The 18989-nt window shown below is 66.9% G+C and carries 15 protein-coding genes; 7 read left to right on the forward strand and 8 right to left on the reverse strand.

The window, feature by feature from the left end; genetic code table 11:
* The first annotated feature begins 105 nt into the window (after positions 1-105).
* Positions 106-2067 carry a cytochrome c oxidase assembly protein gene (locus ABUA37_RS10640; RefSeq protein WP_349899167.1) on the forward strand — a complete coding sequence of 654 codons (1962 nt, stop codon included), beginning with the start codon at positions 106-108 and terminating at the stop codon, positions 2065-2067.
* 3 nt (positions 2068-2070) lie between these two features.
* On the opposite strand, the gene ABUA37_RS10645 is transcribed toward ABUA37_RS10640, so the two are convergent.
* Positions 2071-3057, reverse strand: coding sequence for a hypothetical protein (locus ABUA37_RS10645; protein ID WP_349899168.1), 987 nt, complete (start codon positions 3055-3057; stop codon positions 2071-2073).
* 131 nt (positions 3058-3188) lie between these two features.
* Here ABUA37_RS10645 and ABUA37_RS10650 point away from each other — a divergent pair, with 131 nt between their 5' ends.
* A complete protein-coding gene (locus tag ABUA37_RS10650) occupies positions 3189-4475 on the forward strand; it encodes an ATP-dependent DNA helicase (RefSeq protein ID WP_349899169.1) in 1287 nt (428 codons plus the stop codon).
* Between the two features lie 80 nt (positions 4476-4555).
* On the opposite strand, the gene ABUA37_RS10655 is transcribed toward ABUA37_RS10650, so the two are convergent.
* Together ABUA37_RS10655 and ABUA37_RS10660 are read right to left on the reverse strand one after the other, a co-directional pair.
* A complete protein-coding gene (locus ABUA37_RS10655; RefSeq protein WP_349899170.1) occupies positions 4556-5131 on the reverse strand; it encodes a hypothetical protein in 576 nt (191 codons plus the stop codon).
* Between the two features lie 33 nt (positions 5132-5164).
* Complete coding sequence (locus ABUA37_RS10660; protein WP_349899171.1) at positions 5165-5572, reverse strand: DUF4383 domain-containing protein; 408 nt, start codon at positions 5570-5572, stop codon at positions 5165-5167.
* Positions 5573-5692: 120 nt separating this feature from the next.
* Between ABUA37_RS10660 and ABUA37_RS10665 the strand changes: the two genes are divergently transcribed.
* Together ABUA37_RS10665 and ABUA37_RS10670 are read left to right on the forward strand one after the other, a co-directional pair.
* Complete coding sequence (locus ABUA37_RS10665; protein ID WP_349899172.1) at positions 5693-6232, forward strand: DinB family protein; 540 nt, start codon at positions 5693-5695, stop codon at positions 6230-6232.
* 18 nt (positions 6233-6250) lie between these two features.
* Entirely contained in the window at positions 6251-7099 is an 849-nt protein-coding gene (locus ABUA37_RS10670; RefSeq protein WP_407075370.1) for a fumarylacetoacetate hydrolase family protein, read from the forward strand.
* Between the two features lie 3 nt (positions 7100-7102).
* Here the strand turns inward: ABUA37_RS10670 and ABUA37_RS10675 are convergent, their stop codons facing one another.
* The 3 genes from ABUA37_RS10675 to ABUA37_RS10685 form a co-directional block, all read right to left on the reverse strand.
* Positions 7103-7750: a dienelactone hydrolase family protein gene (locus tag ABUA37_RS10675; RefSeq protein ID WP_349899174.1), complete on the reverse strand. Its 648-nt coding sequence runs from the start codon at positions 7748-7750 to the stop codon at positions 7103-7105.
* Positions 7751-7850: 100 nt separating this feature from the next.
* Complete coding sequence (locus tag ABUA37_RS10680; RefSeq protein ID WP_349899175.1) at positions 7851-9218, reverse strand: NAD-dependent succinate-semialdehyde dehydrogenase; 1368 nt, start codon at positions 9216-9218, stop codon at positions 7851-7853.
* A gap of 104 nt (positions 9219-9322) precedes the next feature.
* Entirely contained in the window at positions 9323-10870 is a 1548-nt protein-coding gene (locus tag ABUA37_RS10685; protein ID WP_349899176.1) for a PucR family transcriptional regulator, read from the reverse strand.
* A 91-nt stretch (positions 10871-10961) separates the two neighbouring features.
* On the opposite strand from ABUA37_RS10685, the gene gabT reads away from it, so the two are divergent.
* Positions 10962-12326 carry a 4-aminobutyrate--2-oxoglutarate transaminase gene (gene gabT, locus ABUA37_RS10690; protein ID WP_349899177.1) on the forward strand — a complete coding sequence of 455 codons (1365 nt, stop codon included), beginning with the start codon at positions 10962-10964 and terminating at the stop codon, positions 12324-12326.
* Here gabT and ABUA37_RS10695 read toward each other — a convergent pair.
* Together ABUA37_RS10695 and ABUA37_RS10700 are read right to left on the reverse strand one after the other, a co-directional pair.
* Entirely contained in the window at positions 12323-13450 is a 1128-nt protein-coding gene (locus ABUA37_RS10695; RefSeq protein ID WP_349899178.1) for a substrate-binding domain-containing protein, read from the reverse strand. The two genes, gabT and ABUA37_RS10695, sit on opposite strands and share 4 nt — an antisense overlap.
* Positions 13447-15423 carry a heparinase II/III domain-containing protein gene (locus ABUA37_RS10700; RefSeq protein WP_349899179.1) on the reverse strand — a complete coding sequence of 659 codons (1977 nt, stop codon included), beginning with the start codon at positions 15421-15423 and terminating at the stop codon, positions 13447-13449. Before ABUA37_RS10700 ends, ABUA37_RS10695 begins: the two co-directional genes overlap by 4 nt.
* 195 nt (positions 15424-15618) lie before the next feature.
* Here ABUA37_RS10700 and ABUA37_RS10705 point away from each other — a divergent pair, with 195 nt between their 5' ends.
* Positions 15619-17607 (forward strand): DUF2264 domain-containing protein, encoded by a 1989-nt coding sequence (locus tag ABUA37_RS10705; RefSeq protein WP_349899180.1) that lies wholly within the window; start codon positions 15619-15621, stop codon positions 17605-17607.
* Positions 17608-17660: 53 nt separating this feature from the next.
* Complete coding sequence (locus ABUA37_RS10710) at positions 17661-18956, forward strand: ABC transporter substrate-binding protein (protein ID WP_349899181.1); 1296 nt, start codon at positions 17661-17663, stop codon at positions 18954-18956.
* Positions 18957-18989: the final 33 nt, after the last annotated feature.

Consider the following 18989-nt stretch of genomic DNA (forward strand, 5'->3'; position numbering starts at 1 on the left):
TCCTTCTTCGAAAAGGGACGGTGCCCGACAGGGCGCCGTCCCTTTCCCTTTGTGTCAGCAGCCCCGGTGTGATCAGCACGGCCGCACTCGCTTAGGCTGGAGGTTGTGCCGAGGCTAGTGCGAGTCGCCGGGCCAGCCGTTCTGCTGGTCGTGGCGCTGCTGTCCCTCCTCGCGGCACTGCAGATAGGCGGGGCGGCGCAGGCGTCGATCATCTTCGATCCGGGGCCCGTCATCCGCTATGGGCTGCCGCTCGTCACGATGCTCGTGAACATCGGCGTCGCGGGCACCATCGGCGCCCTCGTGCTCGCGCTGTTTGCGCTGAGCGACCGCGAGCCTGAATACGAACGTGCACTGGATGTCGCCGCCGGCTTTGCCGCATTCTGGACCGTCGCATCCGGTGCCACCGCGTTCTTCACCTACCTGGGTCTGTCGAACTCGAAGGTCAGCCTCGACGCCGACTTCAGCCAGCTGCTTGGACAGTTTCTCACCGGCTCGGAGGTGGGGCAGGCCTGGCTCGGTATCACCCTCGTCGCCGCGACCGTGACGGTGCTGTGCTTCGCGGTGCGCAATCGAACCGCGCTGTTCTTCGTGACGCTGTTCGCCGGCATCGGGTTGCTGCCGATGGCGGAGCAGGGGCACTCGGCCGGCGCAAGCGGCCACGACATAGCGGTCACCTCCCTCGGTCTGCACCTCGTCTTCGCGGCCGTGTGGCTCGGCGGCCTGCTCACGATCGTGCTGCTGCGCCCATCGCTCGAGGGCGGCCGCATCGGACCAGTGCTCACCCGCTACTCCACCCTGGCGATCATCTGCTTCATCGTGGTGGCGGCATCCGGGTACGTGAATGCGGCGCTGCGCGTCGGATCGTTCGGCGCACTTCTGAAGCCCTACGGCATCCTCATTCTGCTCAAAGTGGCCGCCCTCGGTGCACTTGGCCTGTTCGGCCTCACCCAGCGCCGCTTCCTGATCGCTCGGATGCAGCAGCCGAAGAATGGGCGCAACCCGGCATTCTGGTGGCTGGTCGTCGCGGAGCTCGGGTTCATGGGCATCGCATCCGGGGTCGCAGCGGCCCTCGCGAGGACCGATCCGCTCGTTCCACAGGTGCAGGTGACCACGACGCCCGCCTACGTGCTGACGGGCGAGCCAATGCCGCCGCAGCTCACCTTCGCGCGCTACTTCACCGAGTGGAACTTCGACCTGCTCTGGGTGCTCATCACCGCGTTCCTCGCCTTCTTCTACATCGCGGGCGTCTGGCGGCTGCACAAGCGCGGCGACCGCTGGCCCTGGTATCGCACCACGACCTGGCTCCTCGGCCTGGCGCTGCTCTTCTACGTGACCAACGGCGGCATCAACGCCTACGAGAAGTACCTGTTCAGCGCGCACATGCTGGGACACATGGTGCTCGGCATGATGGTGCCGCTGCTGCTGGTGCCCGCGGCGCCGATCACGCTCGCGATGCGTGCCATAGCCAAACGGTCGGATGGCAGCCGCGGACCGAGGGAATGGATCCTGCTCGCCGTGCACTCCAGGGTGGCCGGAGTTCTCGGCAACCCGGTGGTGGCGGGAGTGATCTTTGCCGGGTCGCTCTGGCTCTTCTACTACACACCGCTCTTCGGCTGGGCGACTCGCGACCACATCGGCCACACCTTTATGATCGTGCACTTCCTCCTCGCGGGGTACCTGTTCATCCAGGCCCTCATCGGAGTCGACCCCGCTCCCTACCGCGCGCCCTACCCGATCCGGCTGATAGTGCTGCTCGCGACCGTGGGCTTCCACGCCTTCTTCGGGGTGGGGCTCATGACCGGCACGGGTCTGCTGCAGGCGAGCTGGTACGGCGCGATGGGTCGCACCTGGGGGGTGAGCGCGATCGCCGACCAACAGACGGGCGGCGGAATCGCGTGGAGCGTCGGCGAGATTCCCACAGTGATCCTCGCCATCGTCATCGCGGTCATGTGGAGCCGGAGCGACACCAAAGAGGCAAAACGCATGGATCGCAAGGCGGATCGCGACGGCGATTTCGATCTGGCCGAATACAACCGGATGCTGCAGAAGCTGTCGAACCGGCCCTAGTCGTCAGGTACCGGTGATCACCAGCCGACCGTCGGCCGCGAAGCCGATCGTGTAGGCCACGGTGAACGGCACGTCCTCATCGAGCGTGGTGACGGAACCGTCGAAGATCGAGCGCACCTTCACAGTGAGGTGCGCCGCTCCCGTCGTGTGCGGCACCTGCCAGGTTCCGGGGGTCACCCCCGGCGCGATCGTCACGACGGGGTTGTGAACGATTGACCAGGCCGGCGCGCCCTCGATGCGATCGCCGATCTCCTTGCCGAACGGGCATCCGGTCGGCAGCAGCACCTTCTGGGTCGCGCACGTCTTCAACTGTGCGTTCAACCCCTTCTGCACCTGCGAGACGAAGGCGGTGTTCGCCTGCACGTCGACCGTGGCCTTCGATGCCGCGCCGGCCTTGCTGAGACGGGTGGGCACCGGCTTGGCCGTGAAGTAATCGGAATCGTGGCCGAGCACGTAGAGGCCGGGGGTGAGCACGAGCTGCCGAGTGGCGGCATCCGGTGCACTCGACGTCAACTGCAGCCCGTTCACCGTGAAACCGGCGTCGTGCTGCGGAGTGATCGTGAGCGTGCCGAGCGGAGTCGCGGAAAAGCACCAGCCCGCGAACAGGCCCATTCTCGTCCCGTCGCGCTCCACCGTGAAGGTGGTCGTGCCCGTGCTCTTCGTCGCGCCCGCGGCCATCAGATAGCTGTATCGCACGAGGTGCGCGCCGCCGCGTTCCACATCACTGACCAGGCGGATGTCGCTGAGCTCCCCGAGCGCGCGCGGGTCGAGCAGATCCCGGCCCGCCTTCGCGGCATCGCTCGCGCTCGCGGGACCCGCCAGTTCGAGCGCCGCCGAGAGGTCGTGGCGGGAAAGAGCGGCCAGGTAGGAGCCCGCGAATCCGGAGGCGCTGTAGAGCGTCGCGTTGAGGATGAGCACGGTGCCCGCGAAGACCGCCACGAGGAGTCCGCCGAGCACCGCCCAGGTGATGGCGACGCGGCGTTGACCCATGCCCACATCCTAAAGTGCCCTGCACAGCGCGGCCTCGGCGGCGCTCCTGCACAGGCCGCTGCGGCATCCGTTCTTCTCAGCGGTCGGGCAGTAGATTGGAGAGTCAGTCCATCGCGGTGAGAGGGTTTTTCGTGAGCGAGTTCACGCTCTCCCCCGAGCAGGCGGCGGTCTTCGACAACATCGAGACCACGCGCGACAACATCTTCGTCACGGGCCGCGCCGGCACGGGCAAGTCGACACTGCTGAACCACCTGTCGTGGAACACCTCGAAGCAGGTCGTTATCTGCGCGCCCACCGGCGTCGCCGCTCTCAACGTAGGCGGCCAGACCATTCACTCGCTGTTCCTGCTGCCCATCGGGGTGATCGCGGACCGCGAGATCGACCAGAGCGCGGCGCTGCGCAAGCTGCTCAACACGATCGACACCCTCGTGATTGACGAGGTCTCCATGGTCAACGCCGACCTGCTGGATGCCGTGGACCGCAGCCTGCGACAGGCCAGGCAGCGCCCGCTCGAGGCCTTCGGGGGCGTGCAGCTCGTGCTCTTCGGTGACCCGTACCAGCTGGCGCCGGTGCCCGGTGACGAGGACGAGCGGGCGTACTTCGACGACCAGTACCGCTCCATGTGGTTCTTCGACGCCAAGGTGTGGCAGGAGACCGACCTGCGCATCTTCGAACTCAGCACCATTCACCGGCAGCACGAGCAGGAGTTCAAGTACATGCTCAACGCCGTGCGGCACGGTCGGGTGACCGCCGAGATCGCCGAGCAACTGAACACCACCGGCGCAAGAAAACCGCCGACCGATGGCACGATCACGCTCGCCACCACCAACGCCACCGTGAACCGCATCAACGCGAGCGAACTCGCCCGCCTGCCCGGTCGCGTGCTCACCGCGAAGGCCGAGATCACCGGCGAGTTCGGAGGGCGTGCCTATCCGGCCGACGAATCCCTCGAGCTGAAGGTCGGCGCGCAGGTGATGTTCCTGCGCAACGACTCCGATCAGCGCTGGGTCAACGGCAGCGTCGGCACGGTCACGAAGATCTCCTCGACGGTGTTCGTCGAGGTCGACGGCGAGGAGCACGAGGTGCAGCCCGCAGTGTGGGAGAAGTACAAGTACAGCTACTCGGCCGCGACCAAGCAGCTGAAGCGCGACATCGTCGCCGAATTCACCCAGTTTCCACTGCGGCTCGCCTGGGCCGTCACCATTCACAAGTCGCAGGGCAAGACCTACGAGAAGGCCATCGTCGATCTCGGGCAGCGCTCATTCGCGCCGGGCCAGACCTACGTGGCCCTCAGCCGAATCTCGTCACTCGACGGGCTCTACCTGAGCCGACCGCTGCGGCCGAGCGACATCATCGTCGACGAGAACGTGCGGCGCTTCATGTCTCAGGCGGTCGCCGTGCCGGGCATCGAGGCCTAGCAGTCCGGTCTCGGCCGCGAGCGGGTGAAGCACCGGCCGCACCCAGCTGGTTGAGTGCGACCGGCACAGTGGGGTAGACGCTAGTGGCCCATCCCGGGCATGTCCATCATCATCATGCCACCCATGGTGCCACCGTGCTCCTGGGCAACAGTCCCGGCCTGGGTGGCCGCGAGGGCGGGCGTCGTGAGAGCTCCGACGAGCAGACCTCCCACGAAGACTGCCGCCAGGTATCTGCCGGCGCTCTGAGTTTTAGCGGGAGGGGTCTTTGCGGGCGCGGGGGCGGCATCCGGCCCCCGTGTGGCGGAGAGACGCCGAAGGTAGACACCGAGCACGCCGGCGATGAAGAGCTCGAACGCCGCGGCAATGGCCATGGGCACGAAGCGCAGGGGCGAGGCGATCTGTGGCGTGCCCAGCATCGTGGCGACGACCACGAGCAGGCTCCACAGGATGAGGGGTGCTGTCGCGCCGATCTGCGCGAGCCGGGCGGTCACGACGCGGTCCTTCACCAGCACGCTCACCGCCCAGACGAGCTCCGCGACGCCCAGCACGAGGAGCGGGATCGCGAGCGGAAGGGGAGAGCTGATCACGAGCGCCAGATGGACGATGCCAGATCCAATGGCGGCAAAAGACAACCAACAGCGGGTCACTTGTGACATCTGCTCTCCCCTTCCCTTGAGTGATGCTGCGAACTAGGCCGTTGCGGTGCGCAGACCCTTGTCGGCGCCGAGACCCACACCGAGCAGGATGATCGCGCTCGCGAAGTGCAGCACGTTGTCCCAGCCATTGATGGCCAAGATGTTCACGGGCGAGTCCAGGATGAAGAGCCCGACGATACCGAGCAGCAGGTACACGGCGCCGACGACGGAGTTGACCGTCCTGGACGCGCGAATGCTGGAGAGCCCCGCGATGAGAAGCGCGGCACCGATCACAAGGTGGGCCACGTTGTGCAGCGGGTTCACCTCGAAGAGGCCCAGAAGCAGGCCACCCTTCGTGGCGATGAAGCCGACTCCGCCGGTGACGGCGAACCCGAGCAGGCCGATTAGAAGATAGACCGCGCCGAAAATAGTAGCCAGCATACGGTTTGGGGACTTGGTCATGATTTCCTCCTCAAAACAGCCCGACGGTCGTCGCGCATGTCTTCCATTCGTAGTGGTCGCCTCGTTGGTTTGGTCAGGGCTTGACATTGCGTCGCCGCCGGGCGGGTGCAGTATGGGTGCATGCCGATAACGCCCGACACGAAGAACTGGACCTGGGTGCTCGAGCGCACCTGCCCCGAGTGCGGATACGACGCATCCGTCGTCGACGATGACGCGGTCGGGTCGCTGCTTCGCGCGAACGCCGCCGCGTGGCCCGCCGTGCTGCAGCGCCCGGATGTCGCGGCGCGGCCGGACGACAGCACCTGGTCGCCGCTCGAATACGCGGCCCACGTGCGGGACGTGTTCCGGCTCGCGGTCGTGCGCCTGAACCTCATGCTCGAGGAAGACGACCCGCTGTACGCGAACTGGGACCAGGACGCGACGGCCATCGAGGAGCGTTACAACGAGCAGGAGCCGGAGGTCGTGAGCCGCGAGCTCGTCGATGCGGGTTCCGCTGCCGCCGCCGCGTTCGACGCGGTGCCCGCGGATGCCCGGGCCAGGTCGGGTCGCCGCAGCGATGGAGCGCGCTTCACCGTGAGCAGCTTCGGCAAGTACATCGTGCACGACCCCGTGCATCACCTCTGGGACGTGAGCGGCGGCGCGTTCAGCCGGGCCGGTTAGAGCGTTCAGATGTATCTCATGCGCATTGGCGCCTCCGGCTCCGAGCGGCCCGTCGTTCGCATCAGTGACGACAGCTATGTCGACGTCTCGGATGTCGTCCCCGACTTCAACGAGGCCTTCTTCGCATCCGGGTTGGATGGTTTGCGTCCCGTGGTGGACGAGCGCGTCGCGGCCGGCTCGGTGCACGCGTTCCAGGGTGAGCGCATCGGCTCGCCCATCGCGCGGCCGCACCAGATCCTGGCAATCGGACTGAACTATCGCGAGCATGCCGCCGAGACGGGCGCGGCCGTGCCCGAGGAGCCGATCCTGTTCACCAAGTCGCCGAACAGCATGGTCGGGGCGAATGACGACGTGCGGATGCCGCGAGGCTCCACCAAGCTCGACTGGGAGGTCGAACTAGGCGTCGTCATCGGTGCCCGGGCGAGTTACCTCGAGGACGAGGCCGCAGCAGAAACCGTCATCGCTGGTTACACCATCAGCAACGACGTGAGCGAGCGTTCCTTCCAGAAGGAGCGCGGCGGGCAATTCTCCAAGGGCAAGTCGGCCGAAACCTTCAACCCCTGCGGGCCCTGGCTCGTGACGCCCGACGAGTTCGACGACGTGCTGGCCCTTGAACTGCAGCTCGACGTGAATGGGCAGCGCAGGCAGCGCGGTTCGACCGCCTCAATGATCTTCAGCCCGGCGTACCTCGTGCACTACCTCAGTCAGTTCATGGTGCTCGAGCCCGGCGACCTGATCAACACCGGCACCCCACCCGGAGTTGCGGCAGGAATGGAGCCGCCGCAGTGGCTGCGGGTCGGCGACGAGCTGAGGCTCTCGATCGAGGGACTGGGTGAGCAGCACCAGCGCGTGATCGCACCGCGCTGAGCGTCAGTCGATGAGGTGTTTCTCGACAAAGCTCGCCGTGCGGGCGAAGGCGAGGGCTGCCGCGTCGACATCCGTCTTGTCGGGAATGGTGGCGTTCGCGAAGGAATGCACGGTTCCCGGATAGTTGTACTCCGTGATCGGCGTTCCGTGGTCCTTGAGCCGGTCGATGAACGACTCCGGGTCTTCGCCCTCGTCCCACTCGTCGAACTCCGCGAAGTGCAGCTGCACGGGGCTGGGAATGACGCCGTGCTGTTCGGGACTGAGCGTCGCGTAGTAGGCGACCACGGCATCCGCGACGCCGGACTGCGCGTGCAACAGGGAGAGCCACCCGCCCATCGAGAAGCCGACGAGTCCGATGCGCTGCGAGCCCTCGGAGCGAGCCAGTTGCATGATGTCGTCGAGTTCCGAGAGTGCGGTCGCGACGTCGAGGCCCTCCATGAGCTTCTGGGCGTCGCCCGCATCGTCGGTGGCAACCCCGTCGTAGAGGTCGGGAACGACCACGCGAAAGCCGCGGTGGGCGAGCGCCTCGGCGTAGAACTTGAGCCACGGGAGCCTGCCGTACCAGTCGTGCACGAGCACGACGAGCGGATTGCCCGTCGCGCCGTAGCTCTCGGGTACTCCCGGATTGGGGATGGGGACGAGCTCGGGCATGGATCCCTCCTCGTTCCTTGTACGGTCGCAATGACCTGCCAGCCCCCATTATCGCGGTGCCCGCGCCGCGAGGCGAGCGGCGCGACGTGGGCGTTGCGACTCAGCCGATGCGGATCATCTTCTTGTTGACGAACTCGTCCGCGCCGAAGCGGCCGAGCTCGCGTCCGGACCCCGAGCCCTTGATGCCGCCGAACGGCAGTTCGGGGCTGTCGGCGCCCACCACGTTGACGAAGACCATGCCCGCGTCGATGCGGTCGGCGACGCGCAGTGCCTGCTCGGCATCCGTGGTGAAGACGTAGGAGCCGAGACCGAAGGGGGTGTCGTTGGCGAGGGAGATCGCCTCGTCCTCTGAGCCGACCCGATAGACCGCGGCCACGGGGCCGAAGAACTCCTCGTGATAGGCGTCGTTGCTCGGGGTGATGTCGGTGAGCACCGTTGCGGGAAAGTAGTTGTCCTTGCGATCGCCGGACACCACGACCCGTGCGCCACCGGCGATGGCGCGGTCCAGTTGCTCCTGCAGGCGGTCGGATGCGGTGGCCGAGGAGAGCGGGCCCAGCACGGTGTCGTCCGCCATGGGGTCGCCGAACGCCACGGCGGACATCGCGGAGGAGAACTTCTCCAGGAACGGCTCGTACAGGTCGTCGATCACGATGAAGCGCTTGGCCGCGTTGCAGGCCTGACCGTTGTTGTCGACGCGGGCGGCGACGGCGGCCTCGACCGTGGCATCCAGGTCATCGGTGCTCAGCAGGATGAACGGATCGGAGCCGCCGAGCTCGAGCACCACCTTCTTGAGGTGCTTGCCGGCAAGCTCGGCGACAGCGGCGCCGGCCCGCTCCGACCCAGTGAGCGAGACGCCGTGCACGCGCGGGTCGGCGATGACGGTGCCGAGCTGGTCGTGGCTGGCGTAGATGTTCACGTACGCGCCGTCGGGGAACCCGGCATCGAGGAAGATCTGCTCGATCGCGGCCGCGGACTCTGGGCACTGCGCCGCGTGCTTCAGCAGGATCGTGTTACCGATGATGAGATTCGGCCCCGCGAATCGAGCCACCTGGTAGTACGGGAAGTTCCACGGCATGATGCCGAGCAGCACCCCGAGGGAATTGCGCCGGATGAGGGCGCTGCCCTCGCCGCCCATCAGTTCGATCGGTTCGTCTCTCATCAGGTCCGCGGCGTTGTCGGCGTAATAGCCGTAGATGTCGCCGCTGAAGTCGATCTCACCGAGGGCCTGCTCGCGCGGCTTGCCCATTTCGCGCACGATGATGTCGGCGAGTTCCTCGCGGCGTTCCACGTGCAGCTCGCCGACGCGGCGGATGAGCGCGGCGCGCTGCTCGACGGTGGTCGATCGTGACCAGCTGCGGTGCGCCTCGTCGGCTCGCGCGATGGCAGCCACAAGTTCGTCGTTGCTGATGGTTGGGTAGCTCTTCACGGTCTCGCCCGTCGCCGGATTGACCACTGCAAACTCACTCATCGTGTTCCTCGCTCGTCTGTGCGCGGCAGATCCGCACCCGGAGAGGTCGGCGACGGCGCACGTTCATCACCACTTTAGGTGGGAGCGCACGGCAGGTCGAGTGCTCAGTCGGGGCCGCGGATGTCGGCCCGTGCGGCGACGATCGCTGCCCACAGTTCCGCACGCACCTCGAAGGAGGAGAGGTCGCGCCGGAGCAGCTGTTCGGCCTGGGCGATCCTGGCGCGCAGGGTGTGCCGGTGCAGCCCCAGCGTGCGCGAGGCCGCCTCGAACTGCCCGTTGTTCGCGAGCCACACTCGCAGCGTCTCGACGAGGTGCGCGCCTTCGGCAGCATCGTGATCGAGCAGTGGTCGAAGGATGCCGAGCCCCAGTGCTCGCGCGCCGTCGCCGCTGACGAATGCGAGCACGCCGCGCTCGGCGAGGGACTCGAATCGCACGCCTCCGCCGCCGTCGAGCCTGGCCGCCTCGAGTGCGAGCGTCGCCTCGCGCCGGGCCTCGGGCATCCGGTCGTAGCCCTGTGGTGCGGATACGCCGGCGCGCAGGTCGAGCGAGTCCACGAGTTCGTCGACATCGGCACCCGCGGGAACGCAGAGCACAACGGTCTCGTCGAGCAGGGCGTAGAAGAGCGGTGACCCCGCATCCTGAGCGCGCACCTCGAGGTACTCGACGGCCGCGTCGAGGGAGTCCGGCCGAGCCTCGCCGATGATCAGTCGCACGGGCGCCTCGGGCAGCGCGCCCCACATCTGCTCGGCTATGCCGGCGACGAGGTCGACCTCACCGTTCAGCAGCATGTGCAGCAGTCCCGAGCGCAGGTGCCCGCGAGCGCGGTCGAGGGCGTGGTTCTGCTCGAGGGCGAGGCTGGCGAGGGCGATGACGCTCGTCACCACCTGCTCACTCGCCTGGTCGCGCTGGCCGGCACCGCCGATCGCGAGCGCACCGCGCAGCCTCCCGCGCTCGCCGAGGGTCTGCAGCGTGACGGTTTCGCCCGCTGCGGAGACCGTTGCGCTCGAACGCTGCCCGCCGCGCAGCAGCCTCGTCACGTCGGCCCGCACGGCATCGATGGTCGAGCCGGGCACCGCGCGGTCGGGGAAGACACGATCGAGGGATGCCCCCGCGTCGAAGAGCGCAACCCAGCAGTCCAGCTGGGTGGACAGTTCGGCGAGGGTGGCCGAGAGTCCGTCCGGGCGGATGGCCGCGAGTGAGATCGCCCGCTGCGCTCGCAGTGCCCAGCTCTCCCTGGCATGGTTCTCCTCGGCGACGATGTCAGCTGCGAGCCGCGCTACGGCAATGAAGGGCGTGCGGTACGGCACCTCGAACACCGGAAGCGACCGGTCACGACAGGCGGCCACGAGCGCCTCGGGAGTTCCCGAGCGCAGCACCTCGGTGCCGAAGCCGATCCCGGCGATGCCCCGCTCGTGGAGGCGGTCGACGTAGTGCCCGTAGAAGTCGTCATCGCCGTCGTCCGTCGGGAAGTGCGCACCCGTCGTCAGCAGCACCTGGCCCGGGGAGAGGAACGGGGTCGGGTCGACGAGATCGGAACTGTGCACCCAACTGACGTCAGCGGTCAGGGATGCCGGCGGCAGTTCATCCGCGGGATTCAGCAATCGCAGACCAAGGCCCGGCGCCTCGAGCAGCCGTTGCAGCGTTGCGGGCATGAGCACCTCCTGTACGTATCGGCCATTGCGCGTTCGTGCTTGTACAGAGTGTATATATGACGGCGCACCCGCCGAGCCTACGATGACGAGCATGACGATCGTTTCAGACCCCGCAATCAGCACGCCGCTGGGCGGCCCATCGTTGCCGCAGGAGCGCAGGCTGGTCACGTCCATCCCCGGTCCGAAGTCGGTCGAACTGGAGAAGCGCAAGAGCCAGGCCGTGGCCTCGGGCGTGGGACACGCCATCCCCGTCTACGCGGCGGCCGCCGGGGGAGGGGTGCTCGTCGATGTCGACGGCAACTCGCTCATCGACCTCGGCTCCGGCATCGCCGTCACGGGCGTCGGCAACAGCGCACCACGCGTGGTCGAGGCCGTGCGCGCCCAGCTCGAGCAGTTCACCCACACCTGTTTCACGGTCACGCCCTACGACTCGTATGTGGAGGTCGCCGAGGCCCTCAACCGGCTCACTCCCGGGGATCACGAGAAGCGCAGCGCGCTGTTCAACTCCGGCGCCGAGGCCGTGGAGAACGCCGTCAAGATCGCCCGCAACTACACCGGCAAGCAGGCCGTGGTCGCCTTCGATCACGCCTACCACGGCCGCACCAACCTCACCATGGCGCTCACCGCGAAGAGCATGCCGTACAAGAGCGGCTTCGGACCGTTTGCGCCGGAGATCTACCGCGCCCCGATGTCGTACCCGTTCCGCGACGGCGGACTCAGCGGAGCCGAGGCGGCGAAGCAGGCGATCACGATGATCGAGAAGCAGATCGGTGCCGCCAACCTCGCCGCCATCATCATCGAGCCGATCCAGGGCGAGGGCGGATTCGTCGTGCCAGTTGCCGGATTCCTCCCGGCGCTCGTCGAGTGGGCGGCCGCCAACGACGTCGTCTTCATCGCGGATGAGGTGCAGACCGGCTTCGCTCGCACGGGCGCGATGTTCGCCTGTGAGCACGAGGGCGTCGTGCCCGACATCATCCTCACCGCCAAGGGCATCGCCGGTGGACTTCCGCTCTCGGCGGTTACGGGCCGGGCGGAGATCATGGATGCGCCGCACGCCGGAGGACTCGGCGGAACCTACGCCGGCAACCCGCTCGCCTGCGCTGCAGCGCTCGCCGCGATTCGCAGCTACGAAGAGGACGGGCTGATCGAGCGTGCGAGGCAACTCGGCGACATCCTCTTCGAGAGGCTCGGCGCCCTCAAGCAGTCGGATGCCCGCATCGGCGACCTTCGCGGCCGCGGTGCCATGGTCGCGATCGAGCTCGTCGACGCTGCCACCGGGGCGCCCGACGCGGCACTCGCGGGGCGGATCGCGACCGCGGCGTACACCGCGGGCGTCATCGTGTTGACCTGTGGAACCTTTGGCAACGTCATCCGGTTCCTGCCGCCGCTCTCCATCTCCGACGAGCTGTTGACCGAGGGCCTGCAGGTCGTCGCCGAGGCGCTCGCCGCCTCCTAATTCTCCCGTTGCCGCGGCGGAGCGGTCGACCCGCGAACGTTCAGGCTCGGGCTCAGCGTCACACGGTGCACCGGTCGCGACGGGTCTGCGATGCGCTTGAGGAGCAGATCCACCGCGCTCTCGCCGACCGAGGCCCGAGGCGGGCTGATGGCCGTCAGTGCTGGCGTGAAGAGTTGCGCCACCTCGTCGTCATAAGCGATGACAGAGAGGTCGTCTGGCACCGAGATTCCGCGGTTGAGAGCGAGGTCGACGAAGGCCATGGCCTCGGGGTCCGAGTGCACGAGAAGCGCGGTGACTCCCGTTGTGAGAGCCAAATCCAGGGTTGCTTCTACGACGCCTGAGAATTCTCGGCTGCTTCGATCGGGCAGGACCTGTTCGAAATGGTCGGCCGGGGTCAGACCGAGTTCGGCGCAGGCGGCCTCCCAGCCCATCGCGATCTTGTGTGAGGTGGGCGAGTCCCGGGAGAGCATGAGGCCCACCTTGCGGTGCCCGAGTTCTGCCAGGTGTCGAGCCGCGAGCACGGCGCCCAGCGTGTGGTCGGTGGTGACCGACTCGACCGGGGTACCCGCGCTGAGGAGCACAGCATCGCGCTCCACCAGAACCGAGGGCGTGCCCTGGTTGGCGAGCCACTCTATGACGTCCTGCGCGTGCGCAGTGTCCGTATTGGGCGCGACGATCAGGCCACGAACGTGCTCGATACCGACGAGCCGCTCGAGTACGGGGCGCTCATCCTGCAGTTCATAGGATGCGCCTCGCAGCAGGAGTTTCATGCCATGTCGCTTGGCCTCGGCCTCGATGCCGCGCACGACGCCGGGCCAGTAGTAGTTGAGCGAGGGGACCAGCACCGCGATCGATCCCGCCGGCGAATCTGCCGGGAGCGCGGTGTTTCGAGTCGACGCGAGCGCCAGTTGCACCGGGTTGTCCGGCGGCATGGCGCCCCCGTGCACGCGCACGAGAAGCCCTTCACGTTCCAACTGTGCGAGGTCGCGGCGCACGGTGACCGGCGCGGCGCCGAGTTCCTCCATGAGCTGTGAGAAGCGCACCGCGCCATCGCGCGCGAGGGAGCTCAGGATGTGAGCTCTGCGGCTTGCGGCGAGCGGCGTGCGCTGAATGTCGTCGGTCATCGGTCACCTCTGCCGGAGCCTGTTGCTACCTCTACCGTAACGGAGAGTTTGTCACGAGCCGTGACGTCGAGATCGATTCTGGTGAGAGTGCTTCCCCACACTTCGGAGAGCATCGGATCGTCCAGGGCACGCACGGTCGTCGCGGCACCCACGTCCTCCGGCCAGCGGAGTCTGAGCGGCGGAGCTCCCTCGAGAGGAGTGATCACGGCGGTGCCCGCGGCAAGTGCCACTCGGCCCGCGACGAGGAGGCGGATCGTGGTCGATTCGCCGGCGGCCGAGCCCGGTTCGAGGTCCCAGGAATCCGCGATGACGATGGTGCCTGCCCCGTCTGGCGCATCGTCGCGGTCGAGTCGAAGCTCGCGCCGCCAACGGCCAAGACCGGGAACATCATAGGCGCCCTCGAGGTCGAGGCCGAGTGACGCCGAGGACGGCGAAAGAGCCGCTTGGACGTTGGACGCGGCGTATTCCTTGCCCGCCGACTGAGCGATCCCACGAATGTCGGGAACCGAGTGCCACGAACTCTGCATGGTCCAGATCGTGTACCGGTCCGGGCCGAACGTTGTTGCCGTGTATGTCGGCCTCCCCGCATCAATGAGCACGGGAATGCCGTCGGATGCGACAACGAACGATCCGACATCGTTGTGATTGTGGTGCTCGCCGTTGTTGCCGGCCTTAGCCGCAAGAGTCAATCCGAGGGTCGAGCCGCCGCGCTCGCGCGCGATGAGAACCTGCGTCGAACCGAGCCAGACTTCACGGGGAAGCGGCGACGATGCCGCAGACGCTGTCAGCCATGCGGCATCCGTCATCCCGATCAGGAGCCGACCGAGCCCGGTTGCCTCGGTGGCTGCGGCGCCTCCGGTGATCCTGTGTGTTGCCGCGTGGGCTTTGGCCTCGGAGTCTCCGACGCGCACGGCGGCTCGGTGCAGCGCGTGCCACGGCTGGTCACTCGAAGGTTTCGCTTGCCCGTCCGCAAGGTTGAGGTACCAGTCACCGCCCAGGTGCATCCGGTGGGGGAACGCCACCGTATTGCGCAGCGCCTCGATCGAAGGGACCGCGTCGAGCGCGCCCGCCGTGGCGAAGCGGAGCAGGTCGAGTGCTTCCAGCGCGCGGCAGGCGCCATTCCACCAGTAGGCGTAGCCCTCGTCTATCGCTCCGTCGTCGGGAAGCGATGCGACATAACGGTCAAGACCTTCGATCGTCAGTGCGATGACGTGGAGGCGCTCCTCGCGCTCCTCTGGCTGATCGAGCAGCCTGAGGGCGGCCACGAGCACGTTCCCGTGGATCCAGGGGTTCCAATTGTGCACGTCACCGTCGAGGCCCAGCCAGTGCCAGTTGCGCCGCTCGACGAATGGTCCGAACACTCTGGTGCGCGCCTCGTGCCGAATGCGCGTGCGCAGTCCGGGATAGCGATCGTCGAGCTGCGAGCCGAGGAGGTGGTCGATCCAGGCGAGCTGGGCGACCACTTCGCCGGCGCCGAGGTCAAGGAAGGGATCGGTGACGGTCGCGAGAACCGAGTCGTGTTCGCGCATGCTGTCATCGTGAGCCGGCCAGCACCAGGAAGTCTGCTCGCAGAGCAGCCAGGCGCCGTCCGCGACCTCGTCGACCCACCGATCCTCCAGTGTCGCCAAGGCAGCGACGGCGGCGCGGCTGAGACGTCGCTGGCGAGCGAAGGCCGGGTCTTCCCAGGCGAGACGATCACCGTCGCGGTGCACGCGCGCGGCAGCACTCGCGAGCGGCTGGGGCCAGGCGGTCCCGACGTCTGCCGCGGCTCGAGCGATGAGCGACTCGACCGTTGCGCGGTCGACGCCGTCCCACAGCGTACGGTCGACGGCGGGCGCCACCGGGAGCGCGCGGTCGGGCGGCAGCACCGCGGCGCGCAGGAGGTCCGTCAGCGCCTCAATGGGGCGATCGGGCGCCGCATGCCGTGCAAAGAGTTCGAAAAGCGGTCCACGGAACGGGTGAACTTGGCCCATCTCCTCGCTCCTCCTCCCTGCGCGATCGGGCGCTGTCGTCGCGAACCCGAGACCAAAGCGGTCTAAATCGATCATATCCACTCTAATAATGTCTTGCAATGACCGAAACGGGCCGATATGCTCCAAAACGATCGGTGTCGCACGCGAGGGCGTGGTGCGGATGCTGGCGGTCAGTAGTCAAAGGAGATTGTGGCGGTGACGTTCCTGCAGAGCGATGCGCTCGGCACGAGTGCAGCGGGCGGCGACTGGAGTCGAGCGCAGTGGCTCGGCTACGCCGATCGCCTGCTCTCCGGGGTCATGGCATGGGCATCGCCAGGCAACGCGCGTATCACGCCGCCCGGGGCCGAGGGTGGATACGGCACCGCCGTTGACGGACTCGAGGGATTCGCCCGCAGCTTTCTCCTCGCCGGCTTCCGCATCGCCGGAGAGCGCGGACAGGGTCTCGACGAACTCATCGACTTCTACGTCAAGGGCATTGAGACCGGCGTGGATCCGGCTGCGTCCGACCGCTGGGTGCGCCTGGACGAACATCCGCAGGCGAAGGTCGAAGCAGCATCCATTGCGCTCATCCTGGACCTCACCAGGGAATGGATTTGGGAACGCCTCGACGGGCTCACTCGGGACCGCGTGATCGAGTACTTGTCGCCGGTCGTGGGTGACACGAGCTATCCGCAGACCAACTGGGTATGGTTCCGAATCGTCGTACAGACGTTTCTGCGCTCGGTCGGTGGACCGTGGTCCGAGCGGGACATCGCCGACGATCTCGCACGTCACGACTCCTTCATCAGGCAGGACGGATGGCTCTCCGACGGCGACGAACGTTCGTTCGACCACTACGTCGGCTGGGCATTGCATCTCTATCCGGCCCTCTGGGCAAGGATGCGGGGTGCGGCAGAGCTTGCACACGGCCGCACGGAGCGAGACGTCGCCGCGCTCGACAGGTATCTGCTCGATGCCGTCAGGCTGGTTGGCGCCGATGGCTCTCCACTCATCCAAGGGCGCTCTCTCATCTACCGCTTCGCCGCCGCTGCTCCCTTCTGGGTCGGGGTCATCGCGGAGGTGCCCTCGCTCTCCCCGGGCCTGCTGCGCACGGCGGCCGGGCGAGTGGTGAGCCACTTCAGCGACCACGGCGTGCCGGATGCGCAAGGCCTCCTGACGATGGGCTGGCACGGGCCGTGGCGCACCCTGGCGCAGTCCTACTCGGGGCCGGCGTCCCCGTACTGGGCGGCAAAAGGTCTGCTCGGAATCGCGCTTCCCGCCGATCATCCCGTCTGGTCCGCGCCGGCCGAGCCGCTGCCGATCCAGCTCAGCGATGACATCCGGTCGATCAGGGCCGCAGGGTGGTTGGTGTCGGCGACACAGGAGGACGGCATCGTCCGCGTCACGAATCACGGCACGGACCACGCGCGGCAATTCACCATGGTGGGTGACTCTCCGCTCTACGCACGACTGGGTTATTCCACAGCGACCGCGCCACTGCTTGACGCGCAAGCCTGGAACGAACCGCTTGAGCAGTCCGTGTGTCTCGTAGACGGAGACGGCGCAGCCACGCACCGTGCTGCTATCGAGAACCTCGGCGTGCGGGTGCAAGATGACGAAGGCGGTCGTGTGGGCATCGCCGCCTCGACCTCGCTCGCTCACTGGATCGCCCCGGCAGCCGAGCAGCACAGGCACGGCTCCGGCATCGAGGGCGAGATAACCGTCGCCGGGCGGCTCACCGTCTGCTCGATCATCCGAGGCGCGTGGGAGGTGCGCCTCAGCCTGATCGAGTCACTGCGGGAGGGCGTGGAGACCTCGGCACTTCGCCTCCGTGTCGGCGGATGGCCACTGACGGGTGAGCCTCGCGCACATGTCGACAGCGGTACCGCGCATCTCGTTGCCGGTGCAACGACAAGCGGCCTGTACAGCCTCCTTGGCACGGCGACGGCCACGGCCGTCAGGCGGGAGGACGCGAGCCCGCTCGGCCCCGCTGCGGTGGTTCCAACACTCGAATACGAGGTCACCGTCGGGGAGTGGACGGGTGCGCTCGTCACCCTCACAGGCGCGCCCGCGGTCGACCGGCGAAGCAGCCTGAACCTCGCCACGGTCGAGGGCGCACTCACGGCCTCGATCATCTGGCCAGACGGGGTCGCCACGACCAGTCGGCTCATCGAACTCCGAACTGCCGCTGTGGCGGATCGGTGAACCCACGGACCCGAGGATGGGTTCGAAAAGCACTCGCAAAGGAGCAGCAACACATGAAACACAAGTTGATAGCCGCCGGTGGCGTAGCCGTCGCGGCCATGCTGGCGCTCGCCGCCTGCAGCGCTGGACCGGCCCAGCCTGCCAAGAGCAGTGGACCCGTCACCATCAGCCTTTCCGGCTGGAGCCTGGCGACGACGCCGGAATTCAAGACGCTCGCGGATGGCTTCCACGCCGAGAATCCGAACGTGACGGTCGAGCTCAAGGAGTACGACCCCACCCAGTACAACACCCTGGTGACTGCGGACCTGGCAGCCGGCACGGGACCGGACATCATCACCCAGAAGGAGGTGAAGTACGTTCCCGTCTTCCAGGAGGGAGGGCAGTTGCTCGACGTGTCTGACGTGAAGCTCCCCAAGGGCATCGGGGGTGCAAGCTCCTACAAGATCGACGGAAAGTCATACGCAGTTCCCTACCGCCAGGACTCCTGGGTGTTGTTCTATAACAAGGCGCTGTTCACGGCCGCCGGTGTCGACACGCCGGATGGTTCGTGGACCTGGGATGACTACGACACTGCGGCGGCGAAGCTGACGGCGGCGCTCAAGGACAAGAATGCGAAGGGCACCTACCAGCACAACTGGCAGTCAACGGTGCAGGGCTTCGCCAATTCGCAGTCGCCCAAGGGAGACATCCTCAGCGGCAACTATGACTACCTCAAGCCGTACTACGACCGGGTTCTCTCCCTGCAGAAGGATGGCAGCCAGGTCGACTTCAACACCGAGAAGGCCAACCAGCTGACCTACCAGGGCGAGTTCGGAAAGCAGCACGCTGCCATGATGCCGATGGGCACCTGGTACGTCGCTACCCTGATCGCGCAGCAGGCTTCGGGAGACTCGGACGCGTTCGAGTGGGGTATCGCTCCGATTCCCCAGTACAGCAAGAAGAGCACCGGACTCAAGAACACGCCGGTGACCTTCGGTGACCCGACCGGCTTCGGCATCAACGCCAACATCGACAAGGCGAAGGTCAAGGCCGCGAAGGAGTTCCTGGCCTACGCCGCAAGTGAGAAGGCCGCCGTTTCGCTCGCCAAGATCGGCATCACGCCAGCGCTCGGCAATGCCGCAGTTGCAGACGCGTACTTCGCGGTGAAGGGAGCACCGACCGACGATCTCTCGAAGTTCGCGTACTCAACACACCTGACGAAGCCAGAGAATCCGACGTCGAGTAAGACGGCCGCGGTGCAGGGCATCCTCGGTGATCTGCACACCTCCGTCATGTCGGGCTCGGCATCCATCAGTGACGCGATCAAGACCGCAGAGGATCGCGTGAAGAACGAAGTCGGCATCGACTGATCCCGTTGGGTGGCCGACCCGGCACGTAGAGTG

The organism is Parafrigoribacterium soli (genome assembly GCF_040227235.1).
Classification (GTDB): Bacteria; Actinomycetota; Actinomycetes; order Actinomycetales; family Microbacteriaceae; genus Parafrigoribacterium_A; species Parafrigoribacterium_A soli.